Source organism: Streptomyces sp. RGM 3693 (assembly GCF_050471125.1).
Classification (GTDB): domain Bacteria; phylum Actinomycetota; class Actinomycetes; order Streptomycetales; family Streptomycetaceae; genus Streptomyces.
In genome coordinates this window covers 797,240-812,724 of sequence record NZ_JBMPPQ010000002.1, presented here as the reverse complement: position 1 = coordinate 812,724, position 15,485 = coordinate 797,240, and the positions used below count along the sequence as shown (strand labels likewise).

Annotated in this window: 11 protein-coding genes; 7 read left to right on the top strand and 4 right to left on the bottom strand. The window is 74.2% G+C overall.

Annotated elements, in window-relative coordinates:
• Positions 1 to 122 precede the first annotated feature (122 nt).
• Positions 123 to 1,607 (bottom strand): hypothetical protein, encoded by a 1,485-nt coding sequence (locus tag ACO0M4_RS20915; RefSeq protein WP_430372326.1) that lies wholly within the window; start codon positions 1,605 to 1,607, stop codon positions 123 to 125.
• Positions 1,608 to 2,493: 886 nt separating this feature from the next.
• On the bottom strand, positions 2,494 to 3,657 hold the full coding sequence (locus ACO0M4_RS20910; protein ID WP_430372324.1) for a secretion protein snm4: 1,164 nt from the start codon (positions 3,655 to 3,657) through the stop codon (positions 2,494 to 2,496).
• Positions 3,658 to 3,804: 147 nt separating this feature from the next.
• On the opposite strand from ACO0M4_RS20910, the gene ACO0M4_RS20905 reads away from it, so the two are divergent.
• From ACO0M4_RS20905 to rarD, 7 genes are all read left to right on the top strand, one after another.
• Positions 3,805 to 5,022 carry a sensor histidine kinase gene (locus ACO0M4_RS20905; RefSeq protein WP_430372323.1) on the top strand — a complete coding sequence of 406 codons (1,218 nt, stop codon included), beginning with the start codon at positions 3,805 to 3,807 and terminating at the stop codon, positions 5,020 to 5,022.
• A gap of 314 nt (positions 5,023 to 5,336) precedes the next feature.
• Entirely contained in the window at positions 5,337 to 6,680 is a 1,344-nt protein-coding gene (locus ACO0M4_RS20900) for a sensor histidine kinase (protein WP_430372322.1), read from the top strand.
• Between the two features lie 365 nt (positions 6,681 to 7,045).
• A complete protein-coding gene (locus ACO0M4_RS20895; RefSeq protein ID WP_390020760.1) occupies positions 7,046 to 7,705 on the top strand; it encodes a response regulator transcription factor in 660 nt (219 codons plus the stop codon).
• A 307-nt stretch (positions 7,706 to 8,012) separates the two neighbouring features.
• Positions 8,013 to 9,965: a 2-oxoacid:acceptor oxidoreductase subunit alpha gene (locus tag ACO0M4_RS20890; protein WP_430372321.1), complete on the top strand. Its 1,953-nt coding sequence runs from the start codon at positions 8,013 to 8,015 to the stop codon at positions 9,963 to 9,965.
• A complete protein-coding gene (locus ACO0M4_RS20885) occupies positions 9,958 to 11,052 on the top strand; it encodes a 2-oxoacid:ferredoxin oxidoreductase subunit beta (protein WP_430372320.1) in 1,095 nt (364 codons plus the stop codon). The genes ACO0M4_RS20890 and ACO0M4_RS20885 overlap by 8 nt, the downstream gene beginning before the upstream one ends.
• 282 nt (positions 11,053 to 11,334) lie before the next feature.
• Positions 11,335 to 12,222, top strand: coding sequence for an SDR family oxidoreductase (locus tag ACO0M4_RS20880; protein WP_430372319.1), 888 nt, complete (start codon positions 11,335 to 11,337; stop codon positions 12,220 to 12,222).
• Positions 12,223 to 12,395: 173 nt separating this feature from the next.
• Complete coding sequence (gene rarD, locus ACO0M4_RS20875; RefSeq protein ID WP_430372318.1) at positions 12,396 to 13,418, top strand: EamA family transporter RarD; 1,023 nt, start codon at positions 12,396 to 12,398, stop codon at positions 13,416 to 13,418.
• Here the strand turns inward: rarD and ACO0M4_RS20870 are convergent.
• Both ACO0M4_RS20870 and ACO0M4_RS20865 read right to left on the bottom strand, forming a co-directional pair.
• The gene (locus ACO0M4_RS20870; protein WP_430372317.1) at positions 13,408 to 14,307 is read right to left on the bottom strand and encodes an ABC transporter permease; all 900 of its coding nucleotides are present in this window, start codon (positions 14,305 to 14,307) and stop codon (positions 13,408 to 13,410) included. The genes rarD and ACO0M4_RS20870 overlap by 11 nt on opposite strands.
• Positions 14,294 to 15,376: an ATP-binding cassette domain-containing protein gene (locus tag ACO0M4_RS20865; RefSeq protein ID WP_430372316.1), complete on the bottom strand. Its 1,083-nt coding sequence runs from the start codon at positions 15,374 to 15,376 to the stop codon at positions 14,294 to 14,296. Before ACO0M4_RS20865 ends, ACO0M4_RS20870 begins: the two co-directional genes overlap by 14 nt.
• Positions 15,377 to 15,485 lie beyond the last annotated feature (109 nt).

The following is a 15,485-nucleotide window of genomic DNA, read 5'->3' as shown; positions in this document are numbered from 1 at the left end:
AGGCGGGGTGCGCGTCCGCGACGGGACCAGGCCCGGGCCCCGGCTCGGGGCCCCGGCTCGGGGCGGCGTCTCGTCAGTGCGGGGTGTCGTCGTCAGTGCGGGATGTCGTCAACGGGGGGGCGTCAACGCGGGGTGCCGCCGCCGTACGGGGTCCGGGGGTCGGTGGGCGGCAGCGGTGGCTGGGGGTGCAGCTGGGATTGGGGGTGCGGCTGGGGCGGAGGTGGGAGCGGGGGGCTGGTGGGGGCCTGGGGGTGAGGCTGGGGATGAGGCTGGGGATGAGGCTGGGGATGGGGGTAGCCCTGCGGGGCCGGCGTCGGGTGCGGTTGGGGTGCCGGGTGTGGTTGGGGAGCCGGGGCTGGCGGCCGGGGCATGGGGGCCGGGGCCGATCGCTCCGCTCGGGGCGTGCCCTGGGAGGACGGCTGCGGGGGCTCCTGGTGCGGCGCGCGGCGCCGGGACCCGTCCCGGGAGACCGCGCGGTCCATGACCTCGGCCGCGATCCGCGCCGCCGCCTCCCGCGTTCGGGCCCCCAGCAGCTCGCTGCGGATGGCGCCGCCCGCCGCCAGATGGCGGTCGTACGGCAGCGGCAGCACCGCCGCGCCACCGGCGCCCAGATGCGCGGCGGCCTTACGGACGTCGACGCCGCTGTCCGGCGAGGAGTGGGTGAGCACCACGACCGTGGTCGGCAGCAGGCCGGGGTGCAGACTGCCGATCCAGTCCAGTACGGAACGGGTGGCGGCCACGCCCTCCGGGGTCGCCGGGGTGACCAGGACCCGGGCCTGGGTCGTCACCAGCGCGGTGCGGGCCACTTCGGCGGGCAGCGTCTCGCAGTCCACCACCGTCGCGGCGAAGTGGCGGCGCAGCGAGGTCATCACCACCCGGTAGGTGTCGATGTCCAGCCGGGTGCCGATGGCGCCCTGACTGCCGGGCAGCAACCAGCCGCCGCCGGAGAACGGGAGGAGGTAGCCGGTCAGGTCGGTGATCAGCATCGACGGGTCGAGGATCTGCGCGAGGTCGCTGCCCGACCAGCGGACCTCGCGGGCGCCGAGCCGGTGCGGGAGCGTGCCCAGCGCCGGGTCGGCCTCGACGGCGAGGACCGGGTCGGAGCGGTAGTGCGCGAAGGTCAGCGCGAGCAGGGCGGCGACGGTGGACTTGCCCGCACCGCCGCGGATGCTGGACACCGCGATCTGCCGGCCGCTGGAGACCGGCTGCTGGATGGCGTACGCGGCCTGGGTGACGGCGGCCGTCTCGGCGGCCGGCGAGGACGCGAACACCCGGCGCAGGGCCCGGCCCGCGCGCCGCGCCAGCGGGTCGCCGCGGCGCGGCCGGGGCTGCCCGTCGGCCAGCTCGGGCGGCAGCAGCGGTACGGAGACGGGCGTCCGCGCGGGCAGCCCGGCACGTCCGTAGCGCCCGGGGGCGGGGGGCGACTGGGCAGGGGGCGCGGCCGCCGGTGGTACGGGGCCGGCGGACGAGGCGGGGCCCGCGGTGGAGCCCGGGACGGGGCCCGGGACGGGTGCGGCCGGCGGCAACGGGGTGCCGGGGGGCGGGGCCGGAGCGGCGGTGGGAGCCGGAGGGGCCTGGGGTACCTGAGCGGCCTGGGACGTTGGCATTGCCTGAGGGGTTGGCATTGCCTGAGGGGCCGGTGAGATCGGAGAGGCTGGCATGGTCGGAGGGGCGACCGGGGCCGTGGGGGCAACCGCGGGCGCGGGCGCGGCGGCCGGTGCGGGTGCGGCAGCCGTCGGCGCCTGGGCCAGCGCCGGATCAAACGGGGACGGCGTCGGGTCAAACGGGGACGGCGTCGGGTCAAACGGGGACGGCTCGGCCACCGCGGGCATCGGGCGGGTCGGGGCTGGCGCGGACGCGGCCGGTGGCATCGGCACCGCGGCGGGCAGCGCGCCCGGCGCACCACCGGCCACCGCCGCGCCGCCCGAACCGGCAGCACCAGCGGCACCGGAATAACCGGCAGAACCAGAAGGAGCGGAAGGAGCGGAAGGAGCAGTCGAACCAGAAGGACCAACGCTGTTGGCAGCAGTGCCCGCAAGGCCGGCGGCCCCGCCCGCCGCGCCTTCGTTCACCGCATTCACCGCATTCACCAAATCCACCGCATCCACCGCCGGACCGCCCACACCTTCCGCACGCGCCGTGCTGACCGCACTCGCCGCGCCCGGCATACCTGGCATACCCGTCGCAGTCGTCGGCTGCGCCGCGCTCTCCGTCGTCACCCGGTCCTCACCTCCTCCCCGGCATTGCGCCCCCGTGTTCCGAACTCCCCGGGCCTACCGGAACGTTCCAGCGGCCACGGGCCTTCACAGGATGTCCCCGTCGCCCTCGTCGCCCTCGTCGCCCTCGTAAGCCCTCGTCGCCCTTGTCGTCCCCAGCTCCCCCGGCGTCCCCAGCTTCCGCGGCGGCATCGGCCCTCCCCTTCTTCTGGTTCTTCCGGCTCTACCGGTTCTTCCGGTTCTTCCGGCCCGTCCAGCTCCACCGGCCCGTCCCCCGTCAGGACCCGCCCAGCAGCAGCCCGTAGAGGCCGAACGCGCCGAGGCCCACGGGGATCAGCGCCACCATGCTCACCGACTCCACCAGATCCAGCCAGCGCCGCAGCCGGTTCCGTAGCGGTTCCGGCAGTCGGACCGCGAGCGCCGCCACCGGGAGGACGGCCAGTAGGCCCAATACGGCCAGCGCGAGCCCCGGCGCCCCGCCGTCCGTCGCGCAGAGCAGAACCAGCCGTACGCAGACGGCCGTTCCGGCGGCGAGCAGGGCGACCACCTCCACGGCCAGGGGGTAGGCGCGGGCCCGGGAGAACAGGACGACGGCGAGCAGCAGGGCGGTGAGCACCGTCCAGAGCCCGGGCGCGCCCGCCGCCAGGACACCGGCCGCGCCGGCCGAGGCCGCCATCGCCACGGTGGCCGGGGCCAGCCCCCGGTGGGTGGCGGCCAGCGCGGCGGCCACCCGGTGGCGGCTGACCGGGGTGCCGCCCGAGTGCCGGTCGTCCAGCCCGGTCAGTCCGGCCGCGCGCAGGGCCAGCCAGGGCAGTGCGCCCAGGGCCAGCACGGAGAGGAAACCGAGTGTGACGCCGGTGCGGATCGGGTCGGTCAGGGCCAGCAGCAGCTCCCAGACGCCCACCGCCAGCGCGACCGCGGCCGCGCCACTGAGGCCGCCGCGCCCCAGGCCGGTGCCCAGGCCGAGCAGGGCCAGGGCGACCGCGGCGGTGAGTCCGGTGGCGGCGAGCCGGGCGGCCCCGCCGGGGGCCGCCTGCCAGGCGGCGAGGACGCCGAGGGTGCCGCCGGTGAGCAACAGGGCGGTGCCGGCGACCCGTCGTCCGGGCGCCGCGGTGAGCGCCGCGCCACCGCCCGCGGCCACTACGGCCGCGACGCCCGTCCAGAGGGCGGCACCGGCGCCGTACCAGGTGGCGGCGGAGATTCCGGCGACGGCGGCGAGCAGTCCGCTGGCGGTCACCGCGGTCCGGTCACGGCTGCGGTCGTCCCAGCGCGGGCCGCCGGCGTCCTGGGGATCCGCCGGGCCGGCGGGCGCCGTGGTGGGCTCCGGCGGGGCCGTGGTGGGCTGCGCCGGGACCGTGGTCCGGGCGCAGCCGCCGCGCGGTCCGTGGCCCGCGTCCGCACCCGTCGTCGCATTCGTCATGTCCACGCGGCCGTTCTGCACCGCAACACCATACGGGCCCGGCGCCGCGCCCTGTCCACAGCGGCCCGCGCCAATTCGGTCCGCTCGGGCGGGGGTGGGGCAAACCCCCCGCCCACCACCCGACGAACCCCATGGCAGAGCGGCGCGGAGCCCGGCAAGCTGGGGCGTATGACGGAAAGTTCCCAGCTCACTGCCGACGCCGACGCCTCCGACGGGGTGCCGCTCCCGCCACCGAGACCACCGCTCGACGGCTGGGCCTGGCGGGAGATCGGCTATCTGCTGGTCAACCTCCCCCTGGACGTGACGGCGTTCGTGGTGCTGGTGGTGTGGCTGGTGCTGGGGCTCGGACTCTCCGTCACGGTCGTCGGACTGCCGCTGCTGGCCGCGGGCCTGACGGCCTGTCGGCTCTACGGGAAGCTGGAACGGGCCCGGGCGCGGGCTTGGCTCGGGGTGGCGGTGGCCGAACCGAGCCCGCTGCGGCCCCGGGAGCGCGGGTTCTTCGGATGGCTGTGGGCGCGCCTGAAGGACCCGGTGGCCTGGCGGCACGCGCTGTTCGCGGTCATCCGGCTGCCGTGGGGCATCTTCACGTTCTCGGTGATCCTCACCGCACTGTTCGTAGGCTGGCCGGTGCTGCCGTGGTTGGCGCGCTGGCTGTCCAACGTGGACCGGGCGATGGTGCGGGGGCTGCTGTCGCCCTCCGACGAGTTGGAGCGGCGGATCGCCGAGCTGGAGTCGGACCGGATGGTGGTCACCGACACCGCCGCCGCCGACCTGCGGCGGATCGAACGGGATCTGCACGACGGCGCGCAGGCCCGGCTGGTGGCGCTCGCCATGGGCCTCGGCCTGGCCAAGGAGAAGCTGGCGGAGGGCCAGGCCGACGAGAGCGTGGCGCGGATGGTGGACGAGGCGCACGGCGAGGTGAAGCTGGCGCTCCAGGAGCTCCGGGACCTGGCCCGCGGCATCCACCCGGCGATCCTCACCGACCGCGGGCTGGGCCCGGCGTTGGCGTCGCTGGCCGGGCGCTGCACGGTGCCGGTCACCAGCTCCGTTGACCTGGCCGAGCGGCCCGCGCCGGCCATCGAGGGGATCGTCTACTTCACCGTCTCCGAACTGCTGCAGAACGTCTCCAAGCACAGCGCGGCGCGCCGGGCGTCGGTCGAGGTGTGGCGGTCCCAGGACCGGCTGCTGCTCCAGGTGCGGGACGACGGGAAGGGCGGGGCGCGGCTCGACGGCGGCAGCGGGCTGGCCGGGCTGGCGGACCGACTGGGCGCGGTGGACGGGCTGTTCGTGCTGGATTCGCCGGTGGACGGGCCGACCCGGGTGACGGCGGAGGTGCCGTGGCGGCCGCGGCCGGAGGCGGGTGCGGGGCCGCGTAGCGGGCGCTGAGCGGGCCGCGGGCCCGACGCCGGGGGTGGCCCGACGCCGGGGGTGGGGAAAACCCCCGGCGGAAGACTGCGAGCAGCCACATGGTCCGGGCCGCGCCGATCGCCGATCCTGGACGGAGCCGGCAGAGCCCGGCGTGGCCCCACCCGGATCGCCGGCGGGACCCCACCGCAACCACCCACAAAGTCACCGCCGGAACCACCAGCAGAACCACCAGCAGAACCACCAGCGGCCCCCCTGCCGGAATCACCGACGAATTCACCGCCGGTCCCGGCCCCGGCACCGGACGCCACGGCAGAACGGACGGACGACGAGACATGGACACCGCGTACTCCGCGCACCCCGCGCACCCGGCCCATCCCGCGCGGCCCGGTGGCCACCGCGTGCCCACGGGCCTGCGCGCCCCCTTCTCGGGTCGCACCTGGCGGGAGTTTCTCCACCTCTGTCTGAACCTCCCGGTGGCCTGTGTGATGTTCGCCTACGCGGTCACCCTGATCTCGCTGAGCGCCGGCCTGCTGATCACGTTCCTGGGCATCCCGGTGCTGGCCGGCGGGCTGGTCGGCGCCCGGGGGCTGGGTGCCCTGGAACGGGCCCGGGCCCGGGCGCTGCTGCGGCTGGACGTGGCCGCCCCGGAGCCGCTGCGCCCCTCGAAGTCCGGCCTGCTGGCGTGGGTCGGGGCGGTCCTCAAGAGCGGAGCGTCCTGGCGGCACCTGCTCTACGCGTTCCTGCACTTCCCGTGGGCGCTGTTCGCCTTCGTCTTCGCGGTGACGTTCTGGTCGGTGGGCTGGGCGCTGCTCAGCTTCCCGTTCTGGTACTGGCTCGCGCCCTCGTACGTCACCCTGCCCGGCATCCAACTGTGGGGGGACGGGGGCACCGTCCTCTATCTGAGCCCGACGGTGACGGCCATGGCGACCGGCGTGTCCGGGCTGCTGATGGTGCTGGCCGGGCCGTGGGTGTTCCGCGGGCTGACCCAGGTGGACCGGCTGCTGGTGCGCGGGCTGCTGGGGCCGTCGCCGCTGGCCACCCGGGTCATCGAGCTGGAGTCGGACCGCGGGGCGGTGGTCGACACCGCCGCCGCCGACCTGCGGCGCATCGAACGGGATCTGCACGACGGCGCGCAGGCCCGGCTGGTGGCGCTCGCGATGGACTTGGGCCTGGCCAAGGAGAAGCTGGCGGAGGGCCAGGCCGACGAGTCCGTGGCGCGGATGGTGGACGAGGCGCACGGCGAGGTGAAGATCGCGCTCCAGGAACTGCGGGACCTGGCCCGCGGCATCCACCCGGCGATCCTCACCGACCGCGGGCTGGGCCCGGCGCTGTCCGCGCTGGCCGGGCGCTGCCCGGTGCCGGTCACGGTCCAGGTGGACCTGGCGCGCCGCCCGGCCCCGGCCATCGAGGGCATCGCCTACTTCACCGTCTCCGAACTGCTCCAGAACGTCGCCAAGCACAGCGCGGCGCAGCACGCGTCGGTGGACGTCTGGCACACCGCTGACCGGCTGATGCTGCTGGTGTCGGACGACGGTCGGGGCGGCGCGAGCACCGAGACCGGCAGCGGGCTGGCCGGCCTCGCCGAGCGGCTGGACTCCGTCGACGGCCTACTCGTCGTGGACTCCCCCGCCGGCGGCCCGACCACCATCACCGCCGAGCTGCCCTGGCGCGGCTGACCGGCTGACCGGCCCCGGGCCGGGCCGCGACGCCCACGGGTGGGGCCGGGACGGGGGTCCGGCCCCACCCGCTCGTACCGCCCCACCCACTCGTACCGCCCGCCCCGCTCGCCCTCCCCCACCCCGTCCCCTGACTCCGGCGCTCCCACCCCCGCCCACCACGCAGCCCTCCCCCACCCATCACGCAGCTCTCCCCCACCCACCACCCTGTTCTCCCTCACCCACCACGCAGCTCTCCCCCACCCACCACCCTGTTCTCCCCCTCACCCACCCGCCCCGTTCCGGATGCTGGAATGCTGGGGGACGGCAGGCTGGACCGTAGGGAACGTGGGGGGAATGTCATCGTGGCGGACGTGGAGGACAGCGTGCGGGTGGTCATCGCCGAGGACTCGGTGCTGCTGCGGGAGGGCCTGACGCGGTTGCTGACCGACCGCGGGCACGAGGTCGTGGCGGGCGTGGGCGACGGCGAGGCGCTGGTGAAGACGGTCGCCGACCTGGCCGGCACGGGCACCCCGCCGGACGTGGTGGTGGCGGACGTGCGGATGCCGCCGACCCACACCGACGAGGGCGTACGGGCCGCGCTCCGGCTGCGCCGGGACCACCCCGGGGTCGGGGTGCTGGTGCTGTCGCAGTACGTCGAGGAGCAGTACGCCACCGAGTTGCTGGCCGGATCGAGCCGGGGCATCGGCTACCTGCTCAAGGACCGGGTCGCCGAGGTGCGGGAGTTCGTGGACGCGGTGGTCCGGGTGGCCCGCGGCGGCACCGCGCTGGACCCGGAGGTGGTGGCGCAGCTGCTGGGCCGCAGCCGCAAGCAGGACGCGCTGGCGCACCTGACGCCGCGGGAGCGCGAGGTACTGGGGCTGATGGCCGAGGGCCGGACCAACTCCGCGGTCGCCCGGCAGCTGGTGGTCAGCGACGGTGCGGTCGAGAAGCACGTCAGCAACATCTTCCTGAAGCTCGGCCTGACGCCGAGTGACGGGGATCACCGGCGGGTGCTCGCGGTCCTCACTTACCTCAACTCCTGACGGACTGGCAGCCTGTCAGACGTTGCCAATGCGTGGATCTACCAGCGGCCGAGGGATGGGACGTAGAACCATGGCCCTAGCACCAATGGACGAGGCCAGTGCGGCATGGAGACAGGGGTGACGGGGGCAGTGATTCGATGACAAACCAGTACAGAACCGTGTCTCATCTCGGCGTCCACGATGTGGCCAGCCCAGGGAAGGGCACCCTTACCCAAGTACGATGGTTATGGGACAACCGGTCGGTACGACCCGTCCTACGCCCTGCGTCCGGCGGGGCTGCCGCACCCCTTGAGGGAGGTCCGAAGCAGTGACCAGCCAGGTCAGTAGCACAGCCGAACAGGCCGACGGAGCGCTAGTCGGGGAACAGCGCACGTCCGGCGACGGCGGCCCGGGCAAGGAAGTCCGGCGCCTGGACCGGGTGATCATCCGGTTCGCCGGCGACTCCGGTGACGGTATGCAGCTCACCGGTGACCGTTTCACGTCCGAGACGGCGTCGTTCGGCAACGACCTGTCGACGCTGCCGAACTTCCCCGCCGAGATCCGGGCCCCCGCCGGAACCCTCCCGGGCGTCTCCAGCTTCCAGCTGCACTTCGCCGACCACGACATCCTCACCCCCGGTGACGCACCGAACGTCCTGGTGGCGATGAACCCCGCCGCGCTGAAGGCGAACATCGGCGACGTGCCGCGCGGCGCGGAGATCATCGTCAACACCGACGAGTTCACCAAGCGCCCGATGGCGAAGGTCGGCTACGAGACCAACCCGCTGGAGGACGGCTCGCTGTCGGCGTACCACGTCCACCCGGTGCCGCTGACGACGCTGACCATCGAGGCGCTCAAGGAGTTCGGGCTCTCCCGCAAGGAGGCCGAGCGCAGCAAGAACATGTTCGCGCTGGGCCTGCTGTCGTGGATGTACCACCGGCCGACCGAGGGCACCGAGAAGTTCCTGCGGGCCAAGTTCGCGAAGAAGCCGAACATCGCCGAGGCGAACGTCACCGCCTTCCGGGCCGGCTGGAACTTCGGCGAGACCACCGAGGACTTCGCCACGTCCTACGAGGTCGCGCCGGCCACCACCGCCTTCCCGACCGGCACCTACCGCAACATCTCCGGCAACCTCGCGCTGTCCTACGGCCTGATCGCCGCCGCGCGCCAGGCCGATCTGCCGCTCTACCTCGGCTCGTACCCGATCACCCCGGCTTCCGACATCCTGCACGAGCTGTCCAAGCACAAGAACTTCGGCGTGCGGACGTTCCAGGCGGAGGACGAGATCGCCGGCATCGGCGCGGCGCTGGGCGCGGCGTTCGGCGGTTCGCTGGCGGTGACCACCACTTCGGGCCCCGGCGTGGCACTGAAGTCGGAGACCATCGGCCTCGCGGTCAGCCTCGAACTCCCGCTGCTGATCGTGGACATCCAGCGCGGCGGCCCGTCGACCGGCCTGCCCACCAAGACCGAGCAGGCCGACCTGCTCCAGGCGATGTACGGCCGCAACGGCGAGGCCCCGGTGCCGATCGTGGCGCCGAAGACGCCCGCCGACTGCTTCGACGCGGCGCTGGACGCGGCCCGGATCGCGCTCACCTACCGCACCCCGGTCTTCCTGCTCTCCGACGGCTACCTGGCCAACGGCTCGGAGCCCTGGCGGATCCCCGAGGTCGACCAACTCCCCGACCTGCGGGTGCAGTTCGCCACCGGCCCCAACCACCAGCTGGCGGACGGCACCGAGGTGTTCTGGCCGTACAAGCGCGACCCGGAGAGCCTCGCCCGGCCGTGGGCCATCCCCGGTACGCCCGGCCTGGAGCACCGCATCGGCGGCATCGAGAAGCAGGACGGCACCGGCAACATCTCCTACGACCCCGCCAACCACGACTTCATGGTCCGCACCCGCCAGGCGAAGGTCGACGGCATCGACGTCCCCGACGTCGAGGTCGACGATCCGGCGGACGAGACCGGCGAGGGCGCGCGCACCCTCGTCCTGGGCTGGGGTTCCACGTACGGGCCGATCACCGCGGCGGTCCGGCGGGTCCGGGGCGCGGGGCAGCACATCGCCCAGGCGCACCTGCGGCACCTCAACCCCTTCCCGGGGAATCTCGGCGAGGTCCTCGCGCGTTACGACAAGGTGATCGTGCCGGAGATGAACCTCGGCCAGCTCGCCACCCTGCTGCGCGCCAGGTACCTCGTCGACGCGCGCTCGCACACCCAGGTCAGCGGGATGCCGTTCAAGGCCGAGCAGCTCGCGCAGGCCCTTAAGGAGGCCATCAATGACTGACACGGTCTCGGAGTCGCCCGCCCAGTTCGCGGCGCTCTCCCTGGTGCCCAAGGCCACGGCGAAGCAGTCCATGAAGGACTTCAAGTCGGACCAGGAAGTGCGCTGGTGCCCCGGCTGCGGTGACTACGCCGTCCTCGCCGCCGTCCAGGGCTTCATGCCGGAGCTGGGCCTCGCCAAGGAGAACATCGTCTTCGTCTCCGGCATCGGCTGCTCCTCCCGCTTCCCGTACTACATGAACACCTACGGGATGCACTCCATCCACGGCCGCGCCCCGGCCATCGCCACCGGGCTCGCGTCCTCGCGCCGCGACCTGTCGGTCTGGGTGGTCACCGGTGACGGCGACGCGCTGTCCATCGGCGGCAACCACCTCATCCACGCCCTGCGGCGGAACGTCAACCTCAAGATCCTGCTGTTCAACAACCGGATCTACGGGCTGACCAAGGGCCAGTACAGCCCCACCTCCGAGGTCGGCAAGATCACCAAGTCGACGCCGATGGGCTCGCTGGACGCGCCGTTCAACCCGGTCTCGCTGGCGCTCGGCGCCGAGGCGACCTTCGTGGCCCGCACCGTCGACTCCGACCGCAAGCACCTCACCTCGGTGCTGCGCGCGGCCGCCGACCACCCGGGCACCGCGCTGGTGGAGATCTACCAGAACTGCAACATCTTCAACGACGGCGCCTTCGAGGCCCTCAAGGACAAGGAGCAGGCCCAGGAAGCGGTGATCCGGCTGGAGCACGGGCAGCCGATCCGGTTCGGCGCCCCGGCGCCGGACGGCCTCGGCTCCAAGGGCGTGGTCCGTGACCCGGTCACCGGCGACCTCACGGTCATCGACGTCACCGCGGAGGGCTCGGACGGGGTCCTGGTGCACGATGCGCACAACCCCTCCCCCACCACGGCGTTCGCCCTCTCCCGGCTCGCCGACCCCGACACCCTGCACCGCACCCCGATCGGTGTGCTGCGCAACGTCGAGCGGCCGGTCTACGACACGCTGATGTCCGAGCAGTTGGACACCGCCGTCGAGCAGAAGGGCAAGGGCGACCTGGGCGCCCTGCTGGCGGGCAACGACACCTGGACGGTCGTCGGCTAGCCGGTCCCGGGCCGGCGGTCCGGCCGGAACCTTCCGCGGGTGTCCGCGGGGAGCGCACAGACGTTCCCCGCGGGCACCCGCTCGGGTTTTCCGGACCCCGGGAGCGGGATCGGCCTGGGAGCGGGATCGGCCTGGGAGCGGGATCGGCCTGGGAGCGGGATCGGCCTGGGGGCCGGCGCTGCCCTGGAGCGGGCGCGGCCCGGCCCCTTCTGCGGACGGGGTGCGACTGCCATGCTGGCGGCCTTCCCGACCGATCCAGCAGACCACCAGGGGGTACACGGCATGAGCATCGTCGTCACCGGCGCCACGGGTGCGCTCGGCCGACTCGTCATCGCAGCGCTCCTGGAGCGCACCGCACCGGACGGCATCGTCGCCCTGGCCCGCGACCGGGGCCGGGCCGCGGACCTCGCGGCCCGGGGCGTCGAGGTCCGCACCGCCGACTACGGCCGCCCCGACACGCTCCGGGGCGCCTTCGCGGCCGGCGACCGGGTGCTGTTCATCTCCGGCAACGAGGCCGGGCGGCGGCTCCCCCAGCACCGGGCCGTCATCGACGCCGCCAGGGAAGCCGATGTGGCGCTGCTCGCCTACACCAGCGTGTTGGGTGGGCCGGCCGCCACCTTCGCCATCGCCGAGGAGCACGTCGGCACCGAACAGGCCCTGCTGGCCTCCGGGGTGCCGTACTGCCTGCTGCGCAACGGCTGGTACCACGAGAACTACACCGGGGCGCTGGCCACCACCCTGAAGGCCGGCGCGGTCCTCGGCAGCGCGGACGGCGGCCGGGTGGCCAGCGCGGCGCGCCGGGACTACGCCGAGGCGGCCGCCGTGGTGCTCACCGGCGGCGGCCCGGACCCGGCCGGGCACACCAACGCGGTGTACGAGCTGAGCGGGGACACCGCCTGGACCATGGCCGAGTACGCGGCCGAGGTGTCCCGGCAAACCGGCCGGGAGCTCCCCTACCGCGACCTGCCGGCGGAGCAGTACGTGGCGCTGATGACCGGGGCGGGGGTGCCAGCGGCCGCCGCGGAGCTGGTCGCCGACGCGGATGCCGGCATCGCCCGCGGGGAGTTGGCGGCCACCCCCGGCGATCTCGCCCGGCTGATCGGGCGGCCGACCACCCCGCTCGCCGAGGCGATCGCGGAAGCGCTGAAGGAGCTTCCGGACGGCGTCTGAGCGGACGGTGAGTGGGGGCGGCGCGCCAGACGGGGCCCGGCGCGCCCGTCCCCCCACCCGCCGCTCCCGGCACTTCACGCTCCTGTCATGACCGTCACGCTAGACGGACATGACAGGAGGGGCGGACGGCGCTACCTTGCACAGGATCGACCTCGCGCGACCAGGAGCACCCCTTGCCCTCTCGAACCGACCAACGCGCCGGCCTCGCATACGGCCTCGCCGCGTACACCATGTGGGGCCTGCTGCCGCTGTACTGGCACCTGTTGGACGCCGCCGCGCCGTCCGAGATCCTGGCCCACCGCATGGTGTGGTCGCTGCCGGTCGCGCTGATCATCCTGGCCGCGCTGCGCCGCTGGTCCTGGATACGCCCCCTGCTGCGGCAACCCAAGAAGCTGGGGCTGATCCTGATCAGCGCCGTGGTGATCTCCCTGAACTGGTTCCTCTACATCTGGGCGGTCAACACCGGGCACGTGCTCGAAGCCTCGCTGGGGTACTTCATCAACCCGCTGGTGAGCATCGCGTTCGGGGTGTTGGTGCTGCGCGAGCGACTGCGGCGGCTGCAGTGGGCCGCGGTCGGCGTCGGCACCCTGGCCGTCGTGGTGATGACCGTCGCCTATGGCCGGATGCCGTGGATCGCGCTCGGGCTGGCCCTGTCGTTCGCCACCTACGGGCTGGTGAAGAAGGGCATCAAGCTCGACGGCATCGAGGGCTTCAGCGCCGAGACCGCCCTCCAGGCGCTGCCGGCACTGGGCTACCTGGTCTTCCTCGGGGTCCGCGGGGAATCCGTCTTCGTCTCCGGCGGGACCGGGCAGGCGCTGCTGCTCGCCGCGTGCGGCATCGCGACCGCGGTGCCGCTGATCTGCTTCGGCGCCTCGGCGGTACGACTGCCGCTGACCACGATCGGGATGCTCCAGTACCTGGCGCCGACCTTCCAGTTCCTGCTGGGGCTGACGGTCTTCGGCGAGGAGATGCCGCCGGAGCGCTGGGCCGGCTTCGCCCTGGTGTGGGCGGCGCTGGTGATGCTGACCTGGGACGCACTGCGGACCGCCCGGCGGGCGCGCGCCGCGCTGGCCGCCGCCGGGGCACGGGCCCGCGAGGTGGCCGCGGCCGAGGCGGCGCAGGTCGGGCGCGCCACCACGGGCTCGACCGCCACGGAGCCGGGCCCGCAGGCCACGCCCGACCCCGTCACGCCGTGATGTCGCGGGTGGTGAACCGCGCCCAGGCCACCGACCCGAACACCGCCGCGTAGAGCGCCTGGAGGCCCAGGTCCCGCTGGATCCCGTCCCAGTAGACCGGGTCGCGGAGCAGGTCCGCGAAGGACAGCCAGTAGTGCGGGAAGAGATACGGCCCGATGGCCTGGAGCTGCGGTATGCCGTCCAGAATCTGGGCGGTGAGCACCAGGCCGACCGTCGTGGCCATGGCGGCCACGCCGCTGTCGGTGAGCGTGGAGACGAACAGCCCGAGGGCCGCCACCCCGAGCAGGGAGAGCGCCACCACCCCCGCGATGGCCAGCGCCCGCAGCAGCCCCTCACCGAGGGATATGGACGTCCCCGACAGCAGCGTCACCTTGCCCAACGGAAACAGCAACGCGCCGGTGGCCAACGCGGACAGCGCCACGACCAGCGTGCCCGCCAGGCAGAACACCACCACCGTGACGAACTTGGCGAGCAGCAGGCGGCCACGGCCGGCGGGGGCGACGAGGAGGTAGCGCAGCGTCCCGGTGTGCGCCTCGCCGGCGACGGCGTCCCCGGCGATCACCCCGACCGCCATCGGCAGGAACACCGGCAACGTCACCGCGAGGGCGGTGAAGACCAGGAAGAGGCCGTTGCCGGCGATCCCGGCGAGGAACGCCGGCCCCCGGCCGTCGCCACCGCCCCCGCCGGAGCGCCCGACCTGGATCCGGACGGCGACGCCGACCAGGACGGGAACCGCCGCCAGGACCGCCAGCAGCACCCGGGTGCGCCAGCGCCGGAAGGTGAGGGCGATCTCACTGCGCAGCAGGTCCGGCGACCACCGTGCCGACCCCGGCCGGGACGCCCGCGGTGCCGTCCCGGCCGGCGGTGCCTGGCTCTCAGCCCGCGACATCGAATCCCTCCCCGGTGAGCCGGACGAAGACGTCCTCCAACGACGGCCGTTCGGTGCCGAAGGCCCGGACCCGGACCCCGGCGCGGACCAGTGCGGCATTCAGGTCCGCCGGGTCCGGCGGGTCCGGCGTGGGCGCGCCGTCCGGCGGGGGCGCGCCGTCCCGCGGGGACGCACCGTCCCGCGGGGACGCACCGTCCCGCGGCGCCTCGGGCAGTTCGCCGGTGACCCGGTCGCCGTCGGCCCGCAGCCCGGTCAGTCCGTGCTCCTTCAGGACCCGGACCGCGTCGGCCGGATCGGGGGTGGTCACCGTCAGCCGGCCGTGGCCGCCCGGGCCGAGGACGGCGGTGGTGAGGCCGGCGACCGGGCCCTGGGTGACCAGGTGGCCCCGGGCCATCACGGCGGCGTGCGTGCAGACCTGCTCGATCTCGTCGAGGAGGTGCGAGGAGAGGAAGACGGTGGTGCCGTCCGCCGCCAGCTCCCGCACCAGGGTGCGGATCTCCCGCATGCCCTGCGGGTCCAGGCCGTTGGTCGGCTCGTCCAGCACCAGCAGCTCGCGGGGCTGGAGGAGGGCGGCGGCCAACCCCAGGCGCTGCTTCATGCCGAGGGAGTAGGCGCGCGCCTTCTTGCCGGCCGCGGCGGACAGTCCCACCCGCTCCAGCGCCGCACCGACCCGCTGGGTGCGGGTGCGGGGATCGGCGGCCGGGTCGGCGGCGTCGAACCGCCGCAGGTTGTCCCGCCCGCTGAGGAAGCCGTAGAGCGCCGGCCCCTCGATGAGCGCCCCGACCCTGGGGAGCACCTCGCGGGCCGCGCCCGGCATCGGCCGGCCGAGCACCCGGGCGGTGCCGGCGGTCGGCTCGATCAGGCCCATCAGCATCCGGATGGTGGTGGTCTTGCCGGAGCCGTTGGGCCCGAGGAAGCCGAAGACGCTGCCGCGCGGCACGGCGAGGTCCAGCCCGTCGACGGCGGGCCGGCCGCCGCGATAGGTCTTGGTCAGCCCCTGGGTCTCGATCACCCGGTGCTCGTCGTGCGGTGCCGCGCGCCCCTCGTCCGCGGCGGGTGGTGGTGACACGGTCTCCCCCCAACTCCTCAGGTGCGGTGGCCCCTCGGGCCTCCGGCCGGGCGCGCGGACCGCGTACGGGCCGCGCCGCTCTCCCGGGATGGAGGTGCGGCGCGGCCCG